Below are 15,123 nucleotides of genomic sequence, written 5' to 3'. Positions count from 1 at the left end.
TGTTCAGAGGTGAGGGGTTTCGATGGGTGAACTGCTGGCCCACCTGTGGCCCGGTGGCACCTGGTGGAGCGGGTTCGACGCGCTGTGGCCGAACATCGCCGCATCGGTGTTGATCGGCGTGGTCGTGTACGTCTGGAAGATCCGGCCGCACTTGCGGCGCACGAAGGCTCACCGCGAGTTCGTCGTCGCTCAGTTGGCCGAGCTGCACACCAAGCACGACGCGCTGTACGAGCAGCTCGATCGAGGTGACGTCGATGGCTGACCTGAGGTACTCGTTCGATCAGCTCATGGCCGCTCCATGTGCGGTGCCTGAGCGGTACAAGCTCATCTCGGTCGGCGCACTTGGCCTGATCCCTGGCGTCAAGGCCGTGGCGATCTGTGTCGAGCCAGACCCGTCCGGTGAGGGTGTGCCCGTTCACGTCACTACGGTGATCTGGGAAGCCCTGGCAGCCGCGTACGGTCCGTCGTCGCCACACCTCGTCCAGGAGTTGGAGCGATGACCGGTGTCGGGAAGCGCACGTGCACCGCCCACACCGCTGCAGGCAAGCCGTGCAAGGGCAGGCCGATCAGCGGGTCGACCGTGTGCCGGATGCACGGCGGCAGCGCCCCGCAGGTACGCGCGAAGGCCGCAGTGGTCGCCGAAGTCCTGCGGTGGGGCCTGGGCGACACGACCGTGGACCCGGGCGAGGTCCTGCTGCGGCTGGTGTCGCAGTCCGCGGCTCGCACCGCACGGTATGCGCGGCTGCTGGAGCAGGCGTATGACGCGGCCGAGCGCCTGAAGGAAGCGCACGCCGCCCAGGAACTGCTCGTCGCCGACGACCCGGGCTGTGACGAGGACGGCCTGGTGGAACCGGCCGCGATCCAGCGCGCCCGTGCCGACCTCGACCGGATCTTCACCACCGGCGGGGTCGCGGCCCTGGTCGGCGCGACCTACGCGGACACGAAGCTCGGCCAGATCTATGCGACGGGTGAAGCGATCCGGGGCCTCGCCCAGTTGGAGGCGCAGGAGCGGGACCGGTGCGCGACCATGGCCGCCAAGGCGATCACCGCCGGCCTCGCCGAACGTCAGGTCCGGCTCGCCGAACGTCAGGCCGAGATCGTCATCGCGGCGGTGGAAGCCGCGCTTGAAGCTGCTGGAGTTCCGGTCGTGGACCGGGGGCCGGCGAAGTTGGCGGCGGCACGACACCTCAAGGCGGTGTGACCGGCGTAAGCCCCGAGCGAGTTCGGCTGCGGACGAGGTGAGCATGGATGCGCTCACACTCGCCGCCCAGATGCTCGAAGACCAAGCCCACCGCGGCGACCCCGTCGAGAACGCGCGCGCGTTCTGGCGCGAACACGGCCGACCCGAGCAACACACCCCGAGCGGTGCCTGGAACGTCTGGCTGATCCTCGCCGGCCGCGGCTTCGGCAAGACCCGCACCGGCGCCGAGGACCTGGCCGACCACATGACCGCCGAGCCGGGATCCCGGTGCGCGATTGTTGCGCCAACATTCGCAGACGCCCGCGACACGTGCGTCGAAGGCGAGTCCGGTCTGCTCGCCGTCCTTGAACGATATGGCCTCGAGCAGGACAAAGGGCTGCGGTGGAACCGATCCGAGGGCCTACTCAAGCTCGACAACGGCTCTCAAGCCAAGCTGTTCTCCGCCGAGAAACCCGCCCGGTTGCGAGGCCCGCAGCACCATCGGGCGTGGGTGGACGAGCTGGCGCAGGTCGTCAAGGACGCCCCGGACGCGTGGGACATGCTGCTGTTCGGTCTCCGTCTGGGCCAGCACCCGCGGGTCGTCGCCACGACCACGCCGCTGCCGGTGTCGGTGATCAAGGAGCTGGTCCAGCGGCAAGACCGGGACGTCGTGCTCACCCGTGGGTCGACCTACGACAACGCCGTCAACCTCGCCGGGCCCGCGCTGGAGCAGTTCCGGGAACGCTACGAAGGCACCCGCCTGGGCCGCCAGGAGCTGTACGCCGAACTACTCGACGACGTTCCGGGCGCCCTCTGGATGCGGTCCTGGCTCGACGACCACCGTGTCCAACGCTGTCCGGAGCTGACCCGCACCGTGGTCGCCGTCGACCCCGCCGTCACCTCCGGCGAGGACGCCGACGAAACCGGCATCGTCGTGGCCGGCCAGGGTGTGGATGGCCGGTACTACGTGCTGGCCGACCGCAGTGTCCGGACTACGCCGCTTGACTGGGCCGGGCGTGTGGTGGCCGCGTTCGATGACTTCGAGGCCAACGAGGTCGTGATCGAGACGAACCAGGGCGGGGACGCGCTGGCAACGCTGCTGCGGCAGATCCGGCCGAACCTGCCCATCCGGCAGGTGCACGCGAAGAAGGGCAAACGGGTTCGGGCCGAACCCGTGTCCGCACTGTACGAACAGGGCAAGGTCAGCCACGTCGGCTCGCTGCCGCAGGTGGAGGACCAGCTCTGCACGTGGGTCCCGGAGCAGGTGGAGTCTCCGGACCGCATGGACGCGCTGGTCTACAGCCTGCTCTACCTTTCGACCGGCGGCAGCGCGCAGGCATTCCTGGAAGCGCTGGCCGGCCGACGATGACGCGGCCCGGCCTGGCCCGGTCTTAGACCTGAGGGGGCGGTGAGCCATGGCCAGGGCACACCACCTCGCCGTCCACAAAGCCCAAAAGGCCACCAAGACCAAGACCACGATCCACCGGCGTCACGGCAACATCACCCGCAAACTACGCGGCCATCTGCGCGTACGCGGCGTGAAGTTCCACCGGGTCCGGCATCCGGAGTGGCTCCCGGGCGTGCACCCGCACGGCGTGGTGCGGGTGGTGGCCGGGCACCGGACCATGTCCGCCGCGACCAAGGCGAAGATCGCCGCGGCACTCAAAGGGAAACCGAACCCGCACCCCGGCCGGCCACTCTCGGCCGCGGCACGCGCGAAGATCTCCGCCAAGCTGAAGGGGAAACAACACCCCGGGCACCCACTGTCAGCCTCCGCCCGCGCCAAGATCTCGGCGAAGCTGAAGGGCAAGCACCACCCAGGCCACCCGCTGTCCGCGGCCACGAAGGCGAAGATCAGCGCGAAGCTCAAAGGCAAGCATCACCCCGGCCGCAAGGGCGTCCACCACAAGGGACACCCTGTCACCGCGGCCACCCGAGCGAAGATCTCCGCCGCGCTCAAGGGCAGAAAGCACCCTCACCGGCCCGCGCACCCGCATGCGCGGGTCGCGCACCGCATCCAACAACACCGCCGGGGGTGAGCCGTCTTGTCTTCCCGCCGGCTCGGACTGCGCCGTCCCCGTGTGGCCGGGCTGCACCTGCCTGCCGGGCTGCTGGAGAAAGCCGCCGGCCGTACGTCCGGGCCAACAGCACTACCGGGCGGCGCGACCATCCCAGCTGGGTCACAGGTCACCGACGCGACCTCGATGCTGGGCGCCCTGCAGGCCCGCACCGCGATGGGCGTGAACGGGTCGGTGCCGCTGCCGAGGGATCAGCAGTTCTGGGCGTTGATGGGCCCCGGCGCGCCGCTGTTCCCGGCGCCGCTGAACGTGCCCAACCCCGCGACCGGGCAGGCGGACCCGCGCAGGTGGCAATACCCGGTCTCGTGGAACATCAGCCAGGACATGGGCCGGCTGGTCGACTGGTCGACCCTGCGCGCCGCGGCCCGCGACGTGGACCTGATCGCCCAGTGCATCCGGGTCCGGCGTACCGAGCAATCCAGCCTGGAATGGGATATCACCCTGTCCCGGCGGACCGTGGAGGCGCACGGCCTCAAGTCCACCGAGGAGAAAGACGCCCTGCTCAAGGAGCACGCCGAGGAGATCTCGCGGCTGATCTCGTTCTGGTCCACCCCGGACAAGACCAACGACTTCTCCTGGCCCGAGTGGCTGGAAATGCTCATGCAGGAGCAGTTGGTCACCGACGCCGTGGCGATCTACCCCAGGTTCACCTACGGCGGCGACCTGGCGTCGCTGGAGCTGATCGACGGCGCGACCGTGAAACCGCTGCTGGACGAGCGCGGCAACCGCCCCCGGCCACCGGCGGCCGCGTATCAGCAGTGGCTGTACGGGTTCCCCCGCGGCGAGTACACCGCCACGGACGGGGAGAACCCGGACTGGGAGGGCACCGCCGGCGCGCTGATCTACAAGCCGCGGTTCACTCAGGTCCATTCGCCGTACGGGTACAGCCCGGTCGAACAGGCCCTCGTCAGTGCTGAGTTGTGGCTGCGTAGGCAGCAGTGGATGGTGGCCGAGTACAAGGAAGGCACCACCCCTAGGACGTTCCTGAAGTCCACTCTCGCCGCGCTCACGCCGGAACAGATCCGCGCCTGGGAAGACAGCCTGAACGACTTCTACAGCGGATCCACGGGCAACCGGCACCGCCTGAAGCTGCTGCCCGAGGGCTTCGACCCTTCCATCGCCGAGGACGCCGCCGAGCGGTACAAGCCTGACTACGACGAATTCTTGGTCAAATTGATCTGCGCCCACATGGACGTGCAGCCGCAGGAGATTGGGTTTACCCCGCGCCAAGGGCTCGGCGGCGCCGGGCATGGCGAGTCGCAGGAAGCGATCACTTACCGCAAGGCGCTGCGGCCGACCGCGCAGTGGCTGGCCTCGCTGATGAACCAGGTCAGCTACAGCTTCCTTGGCATGTCTCGCGATCTGACGTTCCAGTTCCTTGGCCTGGAGGCCGAGGACGAACTGCAGGCGGATCAGGTGCTGGAGAAGCAGTACCGGTCCGGTCGGCGAACGTTGAACGAGTGCAGGGATGAGCATGGCCTGTCTCGCTACGACTTCGCCGAGGCGGACATGCCGATGCTCGTCACCGAACGCGGCCTGGTGGTACTGGAGAACTCCAGCCAGACGGCGCCACCGGGCGAGCTGATCACCCCGATGCAGGCCGCGCCCACGCAGCCTCCACCGGAGGACGGCAACACCGACCCGGGCGCACCGGCGCCGGCCCGCAATCAGCGGCAGCGGACTGCCCCACCGCCCACTGAGCCAGGGTCGGAGGAGCAGTCCGCTGCCGCGACCCCGTCCACGGAGGACGTGAAGAAAGCCGAGCTGGCGGCCTACTGGCGATGGTCCCGCAAAGCCCGCGACCGGGCGCGGCCGTTCGAGTTCGCGCACCTGACCAAGACCGACGCCATGCTCAACGAGCTCGACCTCACCCACGTCACGTTCAAGGCGGCGGGTGATGCCGGCCCAAAAGCCCAGGGCGGCCAGACCTGGCCGGCGTGGGAGATCGACCAGGACACAGCACGCTACTGGGCCAGGGAGATCTCCCGGGCTTTCGCTGGGATCGACACCGACCGGCTGGCGCGGCGGTGGACTGAGGCCCGCAAGTCGGTCGACTCAGAGTCCTGGCTCGACGGCCAAGGCGTCTCGCTGACCGGGGCGCTGCGGCAGGTCCTGCAGGGCGTGTACGGCGACGGGTACGTGATCGGCCTCCACTCCAGCCGGTACGCCGTCGACCACGCCCGTGACCCCGCTGTGCGGTGGACCGAGGATTGGGGCGGCTGGTCGCCCGGTGACCGGGAAGCCGCCAAGGCCATCGCCGGGCCGGGCCTGGAGCGGCTGCTGCAGCAGGCCGACATCACCATCCGGTCGGTGGCCGCGCACCGGATGCGGGAGCTGGGTGACGCCCTGGCCGAGGGTCTCGACCAGGGTCACGGGCCAGAGGAGATCGCCCGGTCGCTGCGTGACGTGCTGACGGATCCCGGCTGGGCGTACGGGGTGGCGGTCACTGAGACCAACCGGGCGGTCACGTACGCCAGCCAGCAGACCTACGCCGCGAACGGCATCACGCGGACCGAGTGGATCGCCGCGTCCGGGGCGTGCCCGCTGTGCCAACGCAACGTCGACGTGGGACCTGTCCGTCTCGGCCAGTCCTTCCCCAGCGGCGCGATCGGTCCGCCTGGTCACCCGCACTGTCGCTGCGCGACAGCACCACACATCGACTCGATCACCGACATCCTGTGAAGGCCGGAGGGCTGAGATGAGCATTGCTGTCGGCTGGGCGCCGATCGTCAAGGCGGAGAAGCGTGAGGACGGCACCCTCGTCATTACCGGCAAGGCAGCGGACTCTACTGTCGACCGTGACTACCAGATCGCGGACGAGGCGTGGCTTGACGGGGCGATGTCGAAGTGGTTCACCGCGCCGGACGGCGGGAACATCCGCGAGCAGCACAACCCGCAGCGCGCCATCGGCAACGCCGTCCACTACGAGAAACGCGACGGCGGCCACTTCATCACCGCGGAGATCGTGGACCCGGTCGCGATCGCGAAGATCGAACGCAAGGTGCTCAAGGGGTTCTCCTGGTCGGCCCGCAACGCCGCGATCACCACGGACAAGGCCGCGCCGGGCGGTCGGATCGTCAAGGGCGACATTTACGAGCTGTCCGTGGTGGACCGGCCGGCGAACCCGGGCTGCCTGATCTCCATCGCCAAGGCCGACAGCAACGGTGACTTGCAGCTGGTGGATTCCCCACAGGTCGTGGAAGTGGTCGACAAGGTGGTGAACGTAGGCGGCCTCGTCAACGAGCCGCGGTTCACCCCGAACCAGTTCGCGGACCTGCTCAAGTCGCTCGGCAAGGGAATGGGTGGCACGGTCACGGCGCCGGTCTCGCACCCAGACGAGGTCCCGGTCGTCATCTCGCCCGCTGGGGAGCTGACCAAGTCCGAGGATGACGGGTGCCCGAAATGTGGAGCTGACGTGGCGGCCGCCGACAAGTACTGCGCGAACTGCGGCCAGAAACTCGCCGGTGGCAAGGACACCGGTGCCCCATCGAAAGCCGACGACCTGGTCGCGATGTACGGCGAGGACCTGACCAAGTTCGTCGGCGCCGACAAGCGCAAGGAGTACGCCGACAAAGGCGTCGCGCTGCCCAACGGCGACTTCCCGATCCCGGACGAGGGCCACCTCAAGTCCGCGATCGGCCACCTGGGCAACTACGACGGCGACAAAGCCAAGGCGAAGGCGCACATCATCAAGCGTGCCCGTGCGCTCAAGCTCACCAACCTGCTCCCCGCCGAGTGGGGTGTGTCGAAGGCGTTCGACACAATCGACGCCCTGCGCAAGCAGCTCGACGACGCCGGCATCAACGTGTCCAAGGTCGACGCCGCGGCGGCCGAGCAGGAAGCCGGGGACGTCTCCGACAGCAAGGCCGCGATCGCGGCCATCGCCCGCCTGATCATCGCCGAAGCCGAGGAACTGGCCGAGGGCCACCTGGGCGAGATCCAGGACATCCAGATGCTCATCGGGGCGGCCTGCGCCCTGAGGTGCTTCATCGACAGCGAGGCGGACGAGATCGCCTCCCACTCCGCACCCACGGAGGCATCCGCCATGAAGACCGACAAGACCGACGCGCCCACTGAGCCGGACACGTCCACCACCGAAACCGAGACCGTGACGAGTAAGACCGAAGCCGCCCCGCAGGGTGAGCTGACCAAGACTGATCTGTCCGAAATGCTCGACGCCGCCATCACGAAGGCCGTGCAGCCCTACAAGGACGAGCTTGATGCCGTCAAGGGCCAGCTGGCGAAGGTGCTGGAGACCCCGAGGCCGGATGGACCCGCGCGCACGCGCACCTCCACCCACACCGCCGTCGCCACCAAAGCCGACACCTTGCGCAAAGAGATCGCCTACTGCAAGCAGCAAACCCAGGTCACCTCCGGCGATCTGCAGAAGGGCTATCGGGAGCGCATGGAGCAGGCCGAGGACGAGCTGTTGAAGCTCGACGGCGCGGCTGCCTGAAGGGAGTCACACCCACCATGCCTGTACTGACAAAGGAAACTGCCGCCACCGACCACCTGTTCGGCGGCGCGGCTGAAGACCCGGTCACCATGACCCGCCGACGCGACCGGTACCGCAAGGCCATCGCCGACGAGCCGTGGTGCGAGGTCGACAACATGGGCCGCACCATCCGCGGCAACATGCGTGTCGTCAACTCGGAGAAGTCCGACACCGGGCAGCTCATCCAGGTCCAGAAGATGGAGTCGGTCGACCAGGCGACCGAGCGGGTCCGGTCGCTGCTGCGTGACGACACCATCAACAAGGCCATCGGCGCGTCCAACCTGGCGTCCATTGAGGAGGCGCTGAACCTCCAGAAGGACATCTCGCTGACCTCGCCGATCGGTGGTGGCACCGGCACCTCGACGGGTCTGACGCTGGTCGACCTCCACGGCCCGGCCGAGGAGCTCGTCCCGGTCGACACCCCGCTGCGCAACACGTTCCCGCGCACCGCGGGCGTCGGGACCGCGTTCCAGTACAAGCAGATCACCGGGTTCTCCAACGCGCAGACCGGCACCGGCCTGCCGCTGCTGCACCCCGGGATCTTGGACACGACGCAGACGAACTTCGCGGTGTCCGGCAGCAGCAACGCCCTGTACTACAACCGCGGCCCGAAGATCAGCTACACCGGGCAGAACAAGTCGGCGACGTACTTCCAGTTCGGGCTGAGCGACGAGGTCACGTGGAGCGCTTTCTACTCGGGCCAGGGATTCCAGGACGTCCGCGAACTTTCGCAAACGTCCACGATGTACGCGTCGTTCCTCGCCGAAGAGAGGATGACGCTCTACGGGCGCGGCACCAGCGCCAACGGCTACTCCGGCGTCGTCGCGGCCCCGGCCACCGTCACCGCCACGCCGTCCACCACCGGCGGCACCCTCGCCGCAGGCACCACCTACCACGTGTGGGTCGCCGCGGTCAGCGGGTTCGGCACTTCGGCCGCGACGGACTCGGGCGCGGTCACCACCACCGGGTCGACCAGCAGCATCAGCGTCTACTGGACGCCGGTCGCCGGCGCGGTCGGCTACCAAGTGTTCTTCGGGGCCACCGCCGGTGCGGCCAACGGCTACTTCGTGTCCGCGATCGGGTGGGCGGGCAACTCGACCACCGCCGCGATCACGCTGACCGGCCCGGTCCCGTCCACCGGCGCGACCGCCCCGACAGCGGACACCTCGACCCAGGCCAGCGGCTACGACGGCATCCTCCCGATCTGCCTGTCCACGTCCAGCGGCTACCAGGGCAACGTCAACGGCAAGTTCAGCACCGTGAACCCGGGCACGGAGCTGCAGACGGCGTTCGTCACGATGTACAACGTCAACCTGGCGCGCCCCAAGCAAGTGTTGGCGAACGTGCAGGACCGCAAGCAGCTGTCCGACTTGCTGAAGGGGTCCTCCGCGACCGGGTTCCGGATCATGATCGAGGCGGACGGGACCGCGGGTCACCAGCTCGGCCAGATTGTCACGGGTATTCAGAATGAGGCTGTCGGGGACATGGTGGATCTGGACACCCACCCGTACATGCCTCAGGGCGTGATGCCGATCCTGACGCACCAGCTGCCGTTCCCCAACAGCAACATCACCAACTGCTGGGAATACCGCAACGTGCAGGACTACATGGGCATCTCGTGGCCGCAGCTGCAGTTCAGCTACGACTTCTCGACCTACTGGTACGGAACGTTTTTCTGCCACGCCCAGCCGTGGCAGGGCGCGCTCTACAACATCCAGCCCGGCTGATCCACGATCGCACACACCGTCCCCGGACAAGTGCTCCTGGCCGGGGACGGTGTCGTGCCCAACCCAGGAGCACCGCTGTGTCCGAACAACAGGCCCACGTCGCCGCCATCGTGCACCGCACCACCACCGCAGGCTGCCAGGCCGCGATCGTCACCCGCGTCAACACCGACGGCAGCGTCGACCTGGTGTGCTTCGGACCGACCGGCGCCGTGCCGCACGTGCGCCTCCCCGAAGGCGACGAGAAAGGCGCCTGGCACTGGCCTTCCGGGAGTTGCCCGTGATGGCAGATGAGGCCCCGGCCGCCGAGGACATCGGCCATGGCCACGCGATTCGGTTCCTGAGCTTCGCCCCTGACCGCGAACTCAACCCGCAGTACAAGAACATCCCCGACTGTGACAAGGCCATGGTCCACGTCGCCCACCCGCGTGCTGACGGCCAGCCTGGCATGTGCGCCAGCGCCGCAACCCTTGCGACCGCACCAGCGGTACTTACCGGTAACGGGCCCACGTGGCAGGTCGAGTCGTGGGAGCCGCTCACGCTCTCCCCGTCGTTGTTCTGCCGCACGTGCGGCGACCACGGATTCATCAGGGAAGGGCGGTGGGTTCCCGCATGACCAACAAGCTCCTGATGCCCAACGACGCTGTCCGCCAGGCGGACATTCGCCGCCCCGACGGCACCACACGCCGCTACACCGGCAGCATCGTCACCCCGGCCGACGCCCACGACGAACGCGCCCTGCGTGAGTACGGCGCCACACCAGCCGGCCTCGGCACCTGGGCCACCAGCCGCGGCCGCCGCTGCACGGACTGCGGGTTCGCCGCGTACTTCGTCACCTGCGGCCGCTGCGGCGGCCACTGCCCCAAGGAGACCTGAGCATGGCTGTGACTGTCCACGGTGGCGTGAGCGGCTTCCAGGTGGAAACCGAAACCAACCAGCAACAGCTGTCCGTCCACGCCCGCAGCAACCAGAAACTCTCCCCGGCCGGGCTGCGCGCGGTGGTGGCCGCACTGAACACCTACTACGGCAGCACGTTGTCCGCCGCGCAGAAGGCGGCCATGCCGGACTTCACTTGCACCGTGTCCGCCGGCCTCATCAGCTGCTACGCGGCGCCCGGCACCGAAGCCACCCTGGCCAGCGCGCTGATCACAGCGATCGGCTCGAACACCGTCCGGGGCTGACACAGCGACGCGGAGCAGGAGGTTGCCGTGGCCACACCGTTCCTGGCCGGGTCGTACATCACGTGCGAGGAGTACCGCGCCGCGCCCACCGCCCTGAACACCAACAACTTGGTGACCACGGGCACGGCCACCCAGGCGGACCAAGACGCCGAACTCGCCGGCATCATCGCCCGCGCGTCCCGGTGGGTCGACAACACGGCGAGGCAACCGCTGTACGCGACGCAGACTGTGAACCAGCAGGAGCAGGCACGCGTCCGTGGTGATGGGTTCGTGGTGTTGAAAGCCCGGCAGGACCGGGTCAAGAGCATTGACGCGTTCGCGTGGGGCCCGAACTTCCTGTCCCTGGCGACCGTCGCGCCGCCGATCCCCACCGGTCAGTATTTCATCGAGGAGAACAGGGTCCTGTTCTCGCTGGCCGGTAGCGGTGTGCAGTGGGTCGGGTCGCTGAGTTTCCTGGCCGCGCCTCGGTGTGGTGACGTCACGGTCCAGTGGTCCTACACCGCGGGCTGGGTGACGAACCGGCTGGCCGCAGCCGCGTCGCTGGGCGCGTCGAGTGTCCAGGTCGAGGCCGCGACCGGGATCCACCCGGGCCTGGTGGCACGGCTGGTTTCCGGCAGTGTCCAGGCCGATGTCCAGGTCGCTGCCAGCTACACCCCCGGCTCCACCACCGTCCCGTTGACCGCGCCGCTGACCGCGTCCTGGGGTGCTGGCACGTGGTTCGGCGAGGTCCCCGACGACGGCAAAGAAGCGACCGTCCTGGCCACGACGCACTACATCAAGGAACGCAAAGGCTCCGGGTTCACCATCTCCAGCAAGGGCAGCAACTCGAGCACGAAGGCGGACCAGAAGGAGATCGGTCTCGAACTGATCCAGGCCGAGGAGATCGCCTTGCGCTACGAGCGGCGATCCCCGTGAGCCGCTCGTTCGTGCGTCAAGCGGCGTACGGGTACCTGTCCACGCCCGCGATCACCAATGTGGACTACGTATTCCCGGGCATCCCGTTCGACCAAGCCGGGGTGCCGTGGGACCAGCTGGTGCCGGCCGGACAGACCCATCGCTGTTTCCTGGTGATCGAGATCGGTGAGTCCCGTGACTTCGGCGACCACATCTTCGTCCTGGACGGTGCGGGGGGCCGTCGAGTGGTCCCGTACCCGGTGGTGGTGTCGGTGTACTTCGAGGACGTCGGCGGCGATCCGTTGACCGCGCTCACGACCCAAGAGGCCATCTTGGACGCGGTCGCCGACCGCATGCGGTCCGATCCGTCGCTGGGCCAGCCGGCCAGCACCGGACTGCTGGTGGCCGCGGCACCACTGCTGAACATCGTCCCAGGCCCGCTGGAGCGGCAAGGCGGGGGCGACACACTCTACGCCTGGTCCACGGTCGATTTCGACGTGTCCATCTACGAATTCCAGACCTGACAAGGGGATCGGCATGACGACTGCTGTCGCATACGAGTTCGTCGGCGACGCCGACCGTGACTATCCGTGGGGCGTGGTGCATCCCGGAGAGGTCGCCTACTTCAGCGGTCGCGCACCGGACGGTGACTGGTCGCCGATCACCGCCGCACCCGCACCCGCACCCGAGTCCGAGGGCCCGGCGCCAGCCGATGAAGGCAGTGGCAACCCGGCGGCCAACGAAGGCGGCGGCGAAGCGACCGACGAGCTCAAGCGCCCAGGCAAGGCGGCGTCCGCAGCCGACTGGGTGGCCTACGCCAAGACCGAGGGCACCTTCCCCGGCGACCCCGACACCGCGACGCGCAAAGCGATCGTCGACCACTACACCGCTGGGAGTGACGAGTGAGCCTGCACCGCTTCACAGGGCCGTATCCGGCCCAGTACGACACCCCGACCGGGTCGCGGATGGTCGAGCCGGGCGAGGACATCGACTGGGAGCAGCAGGAACCCCAGCCAGCGTGCTGGTGGACGGAAGTCGACCCACCGGCCGACGACGACACCAGCGGCTCCGCGGAGCCCTCGCCGGAGACGCCGCCGGCGGACCCGCCAGACGCGCCAGTTCCCGCGCCCAGGTCGACGTCGGCGAAGGCCTCGCCGAAGTCCAGCAACAAGGAGTGACCCGTGGTCGCCACGTTCCCCTCAGTACGGCAGTTCGCCGGGGTCGCGCTCGAGGCGGCCCAGGGCACCAGCGTGCCCATGACCTACACCCTCCCGCTGGAAGACCTGCAGCCCGAGGACAAACCCAAGTGGTTGGACGACCACGCCTGGCGCGGCGCGATGGGCATGTTCTACGGCCGCCAGCAGGGCCCGATCATCAACGACTTCACGCTGAAAGGGCCCGTGTTCGGTGACGGGATCGGGTTCCTGCTCGCGAACATCCTGGGAGACTTGGTGCCGACGGGCACCGCGTCGACGCCGTCGACCACGCTGTCGTCGACGGCGGCCGCGGGCGCGTCGAGTCTGTCGACCGCCGCGAGTATCCCGGCGGCGTCGGTCGTCCTGATCGGGACTGGCAGCACAGCGGAGATCCGCACGACCGGCACCCCAAGCGGTGCTGGCCCGTACACGATCCCGTTCGCCGCGGGCCAGTTGCCGCTGCAGTACGCCCACGCGTCCGCGCAGGCGGTCGTGGTGCAGGTGGCGCCGTTCACCAACGCCTGGTCGGTGTTGAACACCTTGGCGACCACGAACTACGCGCAGGGGCAGCCGCCGACGCACACCATCACCCACTACCAGGGACCGGCGGCCAGTGGCGTCCCGCGGGTGTTCGCCGGCGCGTGCCTGTCCAAACTCAGCTTCAACTGGGCGGCGGAGTCTCAGCTGTTGATGTTCGATGCCGCGGCGACCTCGTGGCCGTCCGCGTTGGACTCTCAAGTGCGGACACCGGCGGCGACCTCGGTGAACCCGGTCGCGTCCTGGCGGGGCAAGGTCGGGATCGGCGGCCCGGCGTCCGGCGGCACGCAGGTGCTGACCGTCGAGACCGGTTCGGTGGACATCACCCGCGCGTTGGAGCCGATCTTCACCGAACAGCTGGCCCAGACCCCGTACATCATCCAGCGTGGCGAGGCCGCGGCCGCCGGGAAGCTCGAGTTCGTGGCGGCGGACGAGTCCCCGTACCTGGCGATGATCGGCAACACCCAGCCGACCCTGCAGTTCACCCTCACCAACGGACTGGCTGGAGCCAGCCTCATCAGCGTCCAGTTCGACGTGGCCGCGGCCGCGTACCGGATCGCGAAGATCGAGACCGGGAAGAAAGCCATCCGCTACGGCGTGGAATGGGACGGGGTCTTCACCACGGCCAACGCCGGCGGTTCCGGCGGGTACTCGCCGATCAAGGTCACGATCGGGTCCGCGGTCGCCGGCAACACCTACCAGTAACCAACCAGGAGCATCGTGATGTCCGACGAACACGCGTTCCACGACCCACCCGCACTCGACGCACCCGCGGTCGACACGGTCGATGTCGACAAGGTCACCCTGCCGTCCGGCGGCTGGGCTCGTTTGGCCGATCCGCGCACTCTACGCACCAAGCACCAGAAGGCGATCATGCGCGCCGGCAACGCGGCCAGGAACGACAAGGGCGACCTCGAGTACGGGTGGGCCACCACTGAGACCCTCATGAAGTACCTCGTGACGGAGTGGAACCTGCCGTACCGTGCAGACCCGGCCGACGACGGCACCGCCCGCGACTGGGTGCTGCCGTCGCAGGACATGTCCATCCTGGATGAGCTGACCCCCGGCGACTACAGGGCCCTGCTCGATGCGCTCGAACCTGCCCGCAAGGTCCTGTTCCCCAAGGCCGCCGATCCGAGTGACTATGAGGACCCGGACAGCCCTACCGAGCCCGCGAGCGGATCAGGGCGCTGATCGCGGGACACACCCCGGCCACCGACGCCCGCCCGGGTGAACAGGCCCTGTGGGAGGAAGCCTTCGATGCCGACTGGTGGCTGGAACGGCGCGGCCTCACCCCGGACCAAGTCGACGAGTTGCCCGCAGGGCTGAAGGTGCGGATACCTCAGATCGTCGCGCTGAAGGACGAACACCGCGCCAGGGGGTGAGCCGTGCAGCTCACCATCGAAATGGCCGAATGGGACGGTACGGCGGCCAATCTGATCGCGAAAGCCATCGCCCTGGAAGCGGCGACGAAGGTTGGCGTGGGCTTGATCGCCCACCAGGCCGAGGCCGTGGCGAAACGCGAACTGAGCAGGCGTGGCCACCAGCGCGGCACACCCACGCCTTCAGCGCCGGGTGAGCCACCAGCCCGGGTGTCCGGCACGCTGCTGCGCTCGGTGCAGGTCCAAGGCCCGACCGGAGGGGCCGGCACGTACGAGGCATCGGTCGGCCCGACGACGGCCTACGCCCGCATCCAAGAACTGGGCGGCACCGCGGGCCGCGGCCACCGGTCGAGGCTCCCGGCCCGCCCGTACATGCATCCGACGTTGCTGGCGGTCAAGAAGGACGCCCTCGCGATCATGGTCGCCGCGTGGCGCCGAGCTCTGGGGGTGTGACCC

19 protein-coding genes are annotated in these 15,123 nt (G+C 68.6%); all 19 read left to right on the top strand.

The genetic code is table 11. From position 1 onward, the window contains the following. The first annotated feature begins 22 nt into the window (after positions 1-22). The 19 genes from EV192_RS29100 to EV192_RS29010 all read left to right on the top strand — a co-directional run bounded on the left by EV192_RS29100 (position 23) and on the right by EV192_RS29010 (position 15,120). Positions 23-262 (top strand): hypothetical protein, encoded by a 240-nt coding sequence (locus EV192_RS29100; protein WP_132120945.1) that lies wholly within the window; start codon positions 23-25, stop codon positions 260-262. After that, positions 255-500, top strand: a complete 246-nt coding sequence (locus EV192_RS29095; protein WP_132120943.1) for a hypothetical protein — start codon at positions 255-257, stop codon at positions 498-500. The genes EV192_RS29100 and EV192_RS29095 overlap by 8 nt, the downstream gene beginning before the upstream one ends. Next, a complete protein-coding gene (locus EV192_RS29090; protein WP_132120941.1) occupies positions 497-1,201 on the top strand; it encodes an HGGxSTG domain-containing protein in 705 nt (234 codons plus the stop codon). Before EV192_RS29095 ends, EV192_RS29090 begins: the two co-directional genes overlap by 4 nt. A 43-nt stretch (positions 1,202-1,244) precedes the next feature. Further along, a complete protein-coding gene (locus EV192_RS29085) occupies positions 1,245-2,549 on the top strand; it encodes a terminase large subunit domain-containing protein (RefSeq protein ID WP_132120939.1) in 1,305 nt (434 codons plus the stop codon). A 46-nt stretch (positions 2,550-2,595) separates the two neighbouring features. Beyond that, complete coding sequence (locus EV192_RS29080) at positions 2,596-3,219, top strand: NUMOD3 domain-containing DNA-binding protein (protein WP_132120937.1); 624 nt, start codon at positions 2,596-2,598, stop codon at positions 3,217-3,219. Between the two features lie 6 nt (positions 3,220-3,225). Beyond that, on the top strand, positions 3,226-5,940 hold the full coding sequence (locus EV192_RS29075) for a phage portal protein (RefSeq protein ID WP_132120935.1): 2,715 nt from the start codon (positions 3,226-3,228) through the stop codon (positions 5,938-5,940). Between the two features lie 16 nt (positions 5,941-5,956). Then, positions 5,957-7,714 (top strand): zinc ribbon domain-containing protein, encoded by a 1,758-nt coding sequence (locus EV192_RS29070; RefSeq protein ID WP_132120933.1) that lies wholly within the window; start codon positions 5,957-5,959, stop codon positions 7,712-7,714. 17 nt (positions 7,715-7,731) lie between these two features. Further along, positions 7,732-9,480 (top strand): hypothetical protein, encoded by a 1,749-nt coding sequence (locus tag EV192_RS29065; RefSeq protein ID WP_132120931.1) that lies wholly within the window; start codon positions 7,732-7,734, stop codon positions 9,478-9,480. Between the two features lie 77 nt (positions 9,481-9,557). Further along, positions 9,558-9,761, top strand: coding sequence for a hypothetical protein (locus tag EV192_RS29060; RefSeq protein ID WP_132120929.1), 204 nt, complete (start codon positions 9,558-9,560; stop codon positions 9,759-9,761). Next, the gene (locus tag EV192_RS29055) at positions 9,761-10,093 is read left to right on the top strand and encodes a ubiquitination-like system serine protease family protein (protein WP_132120927.1); all 333 of its coding nucleotides are present in this window, start codon (positions 9,761-9,763) and stop codon (positions 10,091-10,093) included. Before EV192_RS29060 ends, EV192_RS29055 begins: the two co-directional genes overlap by 1 nt. After that, positions 10,090-10,353, top strand: coding sequence for a hypothetical protein (locus EV192_RS29050; RefSeq protein WP_132120925.1), 264 nt, complete (start codon positions 10,090-10,092; stop codon positions 10,351-10,353). The genes EV192_RS29055 and EV192_RS29050 overlap by 4 nt, the downstream gene beginning before the upstream one ends. A gap of 2 nt (positions 10,354-10,355) precedes the next feature. Continuing rightward, positions 10,356-10,658 (top strand): hypothetical protein, encoded by a 303-nt coding sequence (locus EV192_RS29045; RefSeq protein ID WP_132120923.1) that lies wholly within the window; start codon positions 10,356-10,358, stop codon positions 10,656-10,658. Between the two features lie 27 nt (positions 10,659-10,685). Next, entirely contained in the window at positions 10,686-11,573 is an 888-nt protein-coding gene (locus tag EV192_RS29040; RefSeq protein WP_132120921.1) for a hypothetical protein, read from the top strand. Next, positions 11,570-12,076, top strand: a complete 507-nt coding sequence (locus EV192_RS29035; protein WP_132120919.1) for a hypothetical protein — start codon at positions 11,570-11,572, stop codon at positions 12,074-12,076. Before EV192_RS29040 ends, EV192_RS29035 begins: the two co-directional genes overlap by 4 nt. A gap of 13 nt (positions 12,077-12,089) precedes the next feature. Beyond that, on the top strand, positions 12,090-12,458 hold the full coding sequence (locus EV192_RS29030; protein WP_132120917.1) for a hypothetical protein: 369 nt from the start codon (positions 12,090-12,092) through the stop codon (positions 12,456-12,458). Further along, positions 12,455-12,730 (top strand): hypothetical protein, encoded by a 276-nt coding sequence (locus EV192_RS29025; RefSeq protein ID WP_132120915.1) that lies wholly within the window; start codon positions 12,455-12,457, stop codon positions 12,728-12,730. The genes EV192_RS29030 and EV192_RS29025 overlap by 4 nt, the downstream gene beginning before the upstream one ends. A gap of 3 nt (positions 12,731-12,733) precedes the next feature. Next, a complete protein-coding gene (locus EV192_RS29020) occupies positions 12,734-13,990 on the top strand; it encodes a phage tail tube protein (protein WP_132120913.1) in 1,257 nt (418 codons plus the stop codon). 18 nt (positions 13,991-14,008) lie between these two features. Then, positions 14,009-14,479 (top strand): hypothetical protein, encoded by a 471-nt coding sequence (locus EV192_RS29015; RefSeq protein WP_132120911.1) that lies wholly within the window; start codon positions 14,009-14,011, stop codon positions 14,477-14,479. Positions 14,480-14,673: 194 nt separating this feature from the next. Further along, on the top strand, positions 14,674-15,120 hold the full coding sequence (locus tag EV192_RS29010; RefSeq protein ID WP_132120909.1) for a phage virion morphogenesis protein: 447 nt from the start codon (positions 14,674-14,676) through the stop codon (positions 15,118-15,120). Positions 15,121-15,123 lie beyond the last annotated feature (3 nt).

Source organism: Actinocrispum wychmicini, assembly GCF_004345645.1.
Taxonomy (GTDB): domain Bacteria; phylum Actinomycetota; class Actinomycetes; order Mycobacteriales; family Pseudonocardiaceae; genus Kibdelosporangium; species Kibdelosporangium wychmicini.
The sequence above is the reverse complement of the archived record's forward strand: the minus strand, read 5'-3'. Positions and strand labels throughout refer to the sequence as shown.

What these genes read in the sequence shown, in the direction of transcription:
- EV192_RS29095 (WP_132120943.1), top strand. Translation starts at nt 255, where the DNA reads ATGGCTGACCTGAGGTACTCGTTCGATCAGCTCATGGCCGCTCCATGT.
- EV192_RS29080 (WP_132120937.1), top strand. Translation starts at nt 2,596, where the DNA reads ATGGCCAGGGCACACCACCTCGCCGTCCACAAAGCCCAAAAGGCCACC.
- EV192_RS29070 (WP_132120933.1), top strand. Translation starts at nt 5,957, where the DNA reads ATGAGCATTGCTGTCGGCTGGGCGCCGATCGTCAAGGCGGAGAAGCGT.
- EV192_RS29015 (WP_132120911.1), top strand. Translation starts at nt 14,009, where the DNA reads ATGTCCGACGAACACGCGTTCCACGACCCACCCGCACTCGACGCACCC.
- EV192_RS29085 (WP_132120939.1), top strand. Translation starts at nt 1,245, where the DNA reads ATGGATGCGCTCACACTCGCCGCCCAGATGCTCGAAGACCAAGCCCAC.
- EV192_RS29050 (WP_132120925.1), top strand. Translation starts at nt 10,090, where the DNA reads ATGACCAACAAGCTCCTGATGCCCAACGACGCTGTCCGCCAGGCGGAC.
- EV192_RS29090 (WP_132120941.1), top strand. Translation starts at nt 497, where the DNA reads ATGACCGGTGTCGGGAAGCGCACGTGCACCGCCCACACCGCTGCAGGC.
- EV192_RS29065 (WP_132120931.1), top strand. Translation starts at nt 7,732, where the DNA reads ATGCCTGTACTGACAAAGGAAACTGCCGCCACCGACCACCTGTTCGGC.
- EV192_RS29055 (WP_132120927.1), top strand. Translation starts at nt 9,761, where the DNA reads ATGGCAGATGAGGCCCCGGCCGCCGAGGACATCGGCCATGGCCACGCG.
- EV192_RS29100 (WP_132120945.1), top strand. Translation starts at nt 23, where the DNA reads ATGGGTGAACTGCTGGCCCACCTGTGGCCCGGTGGCACCTGGTGGAGC.
- EV192_RS29045 (WP_132120923.1), top strand. Translation starts at nt 10,356, where the DNA reads ATGGCTGTGACTGTCCACGGTGGCGTGAGCGGCTTCCAGGTGGAAACC.
- EV192_RS29030 (WP_132120917.1), top strand. Translation starts at nt 12,090, where the DNA reads ATGACGACTGCTGTCGCATACGAGTTCGTCGGCGACGCCGACCGTGAC.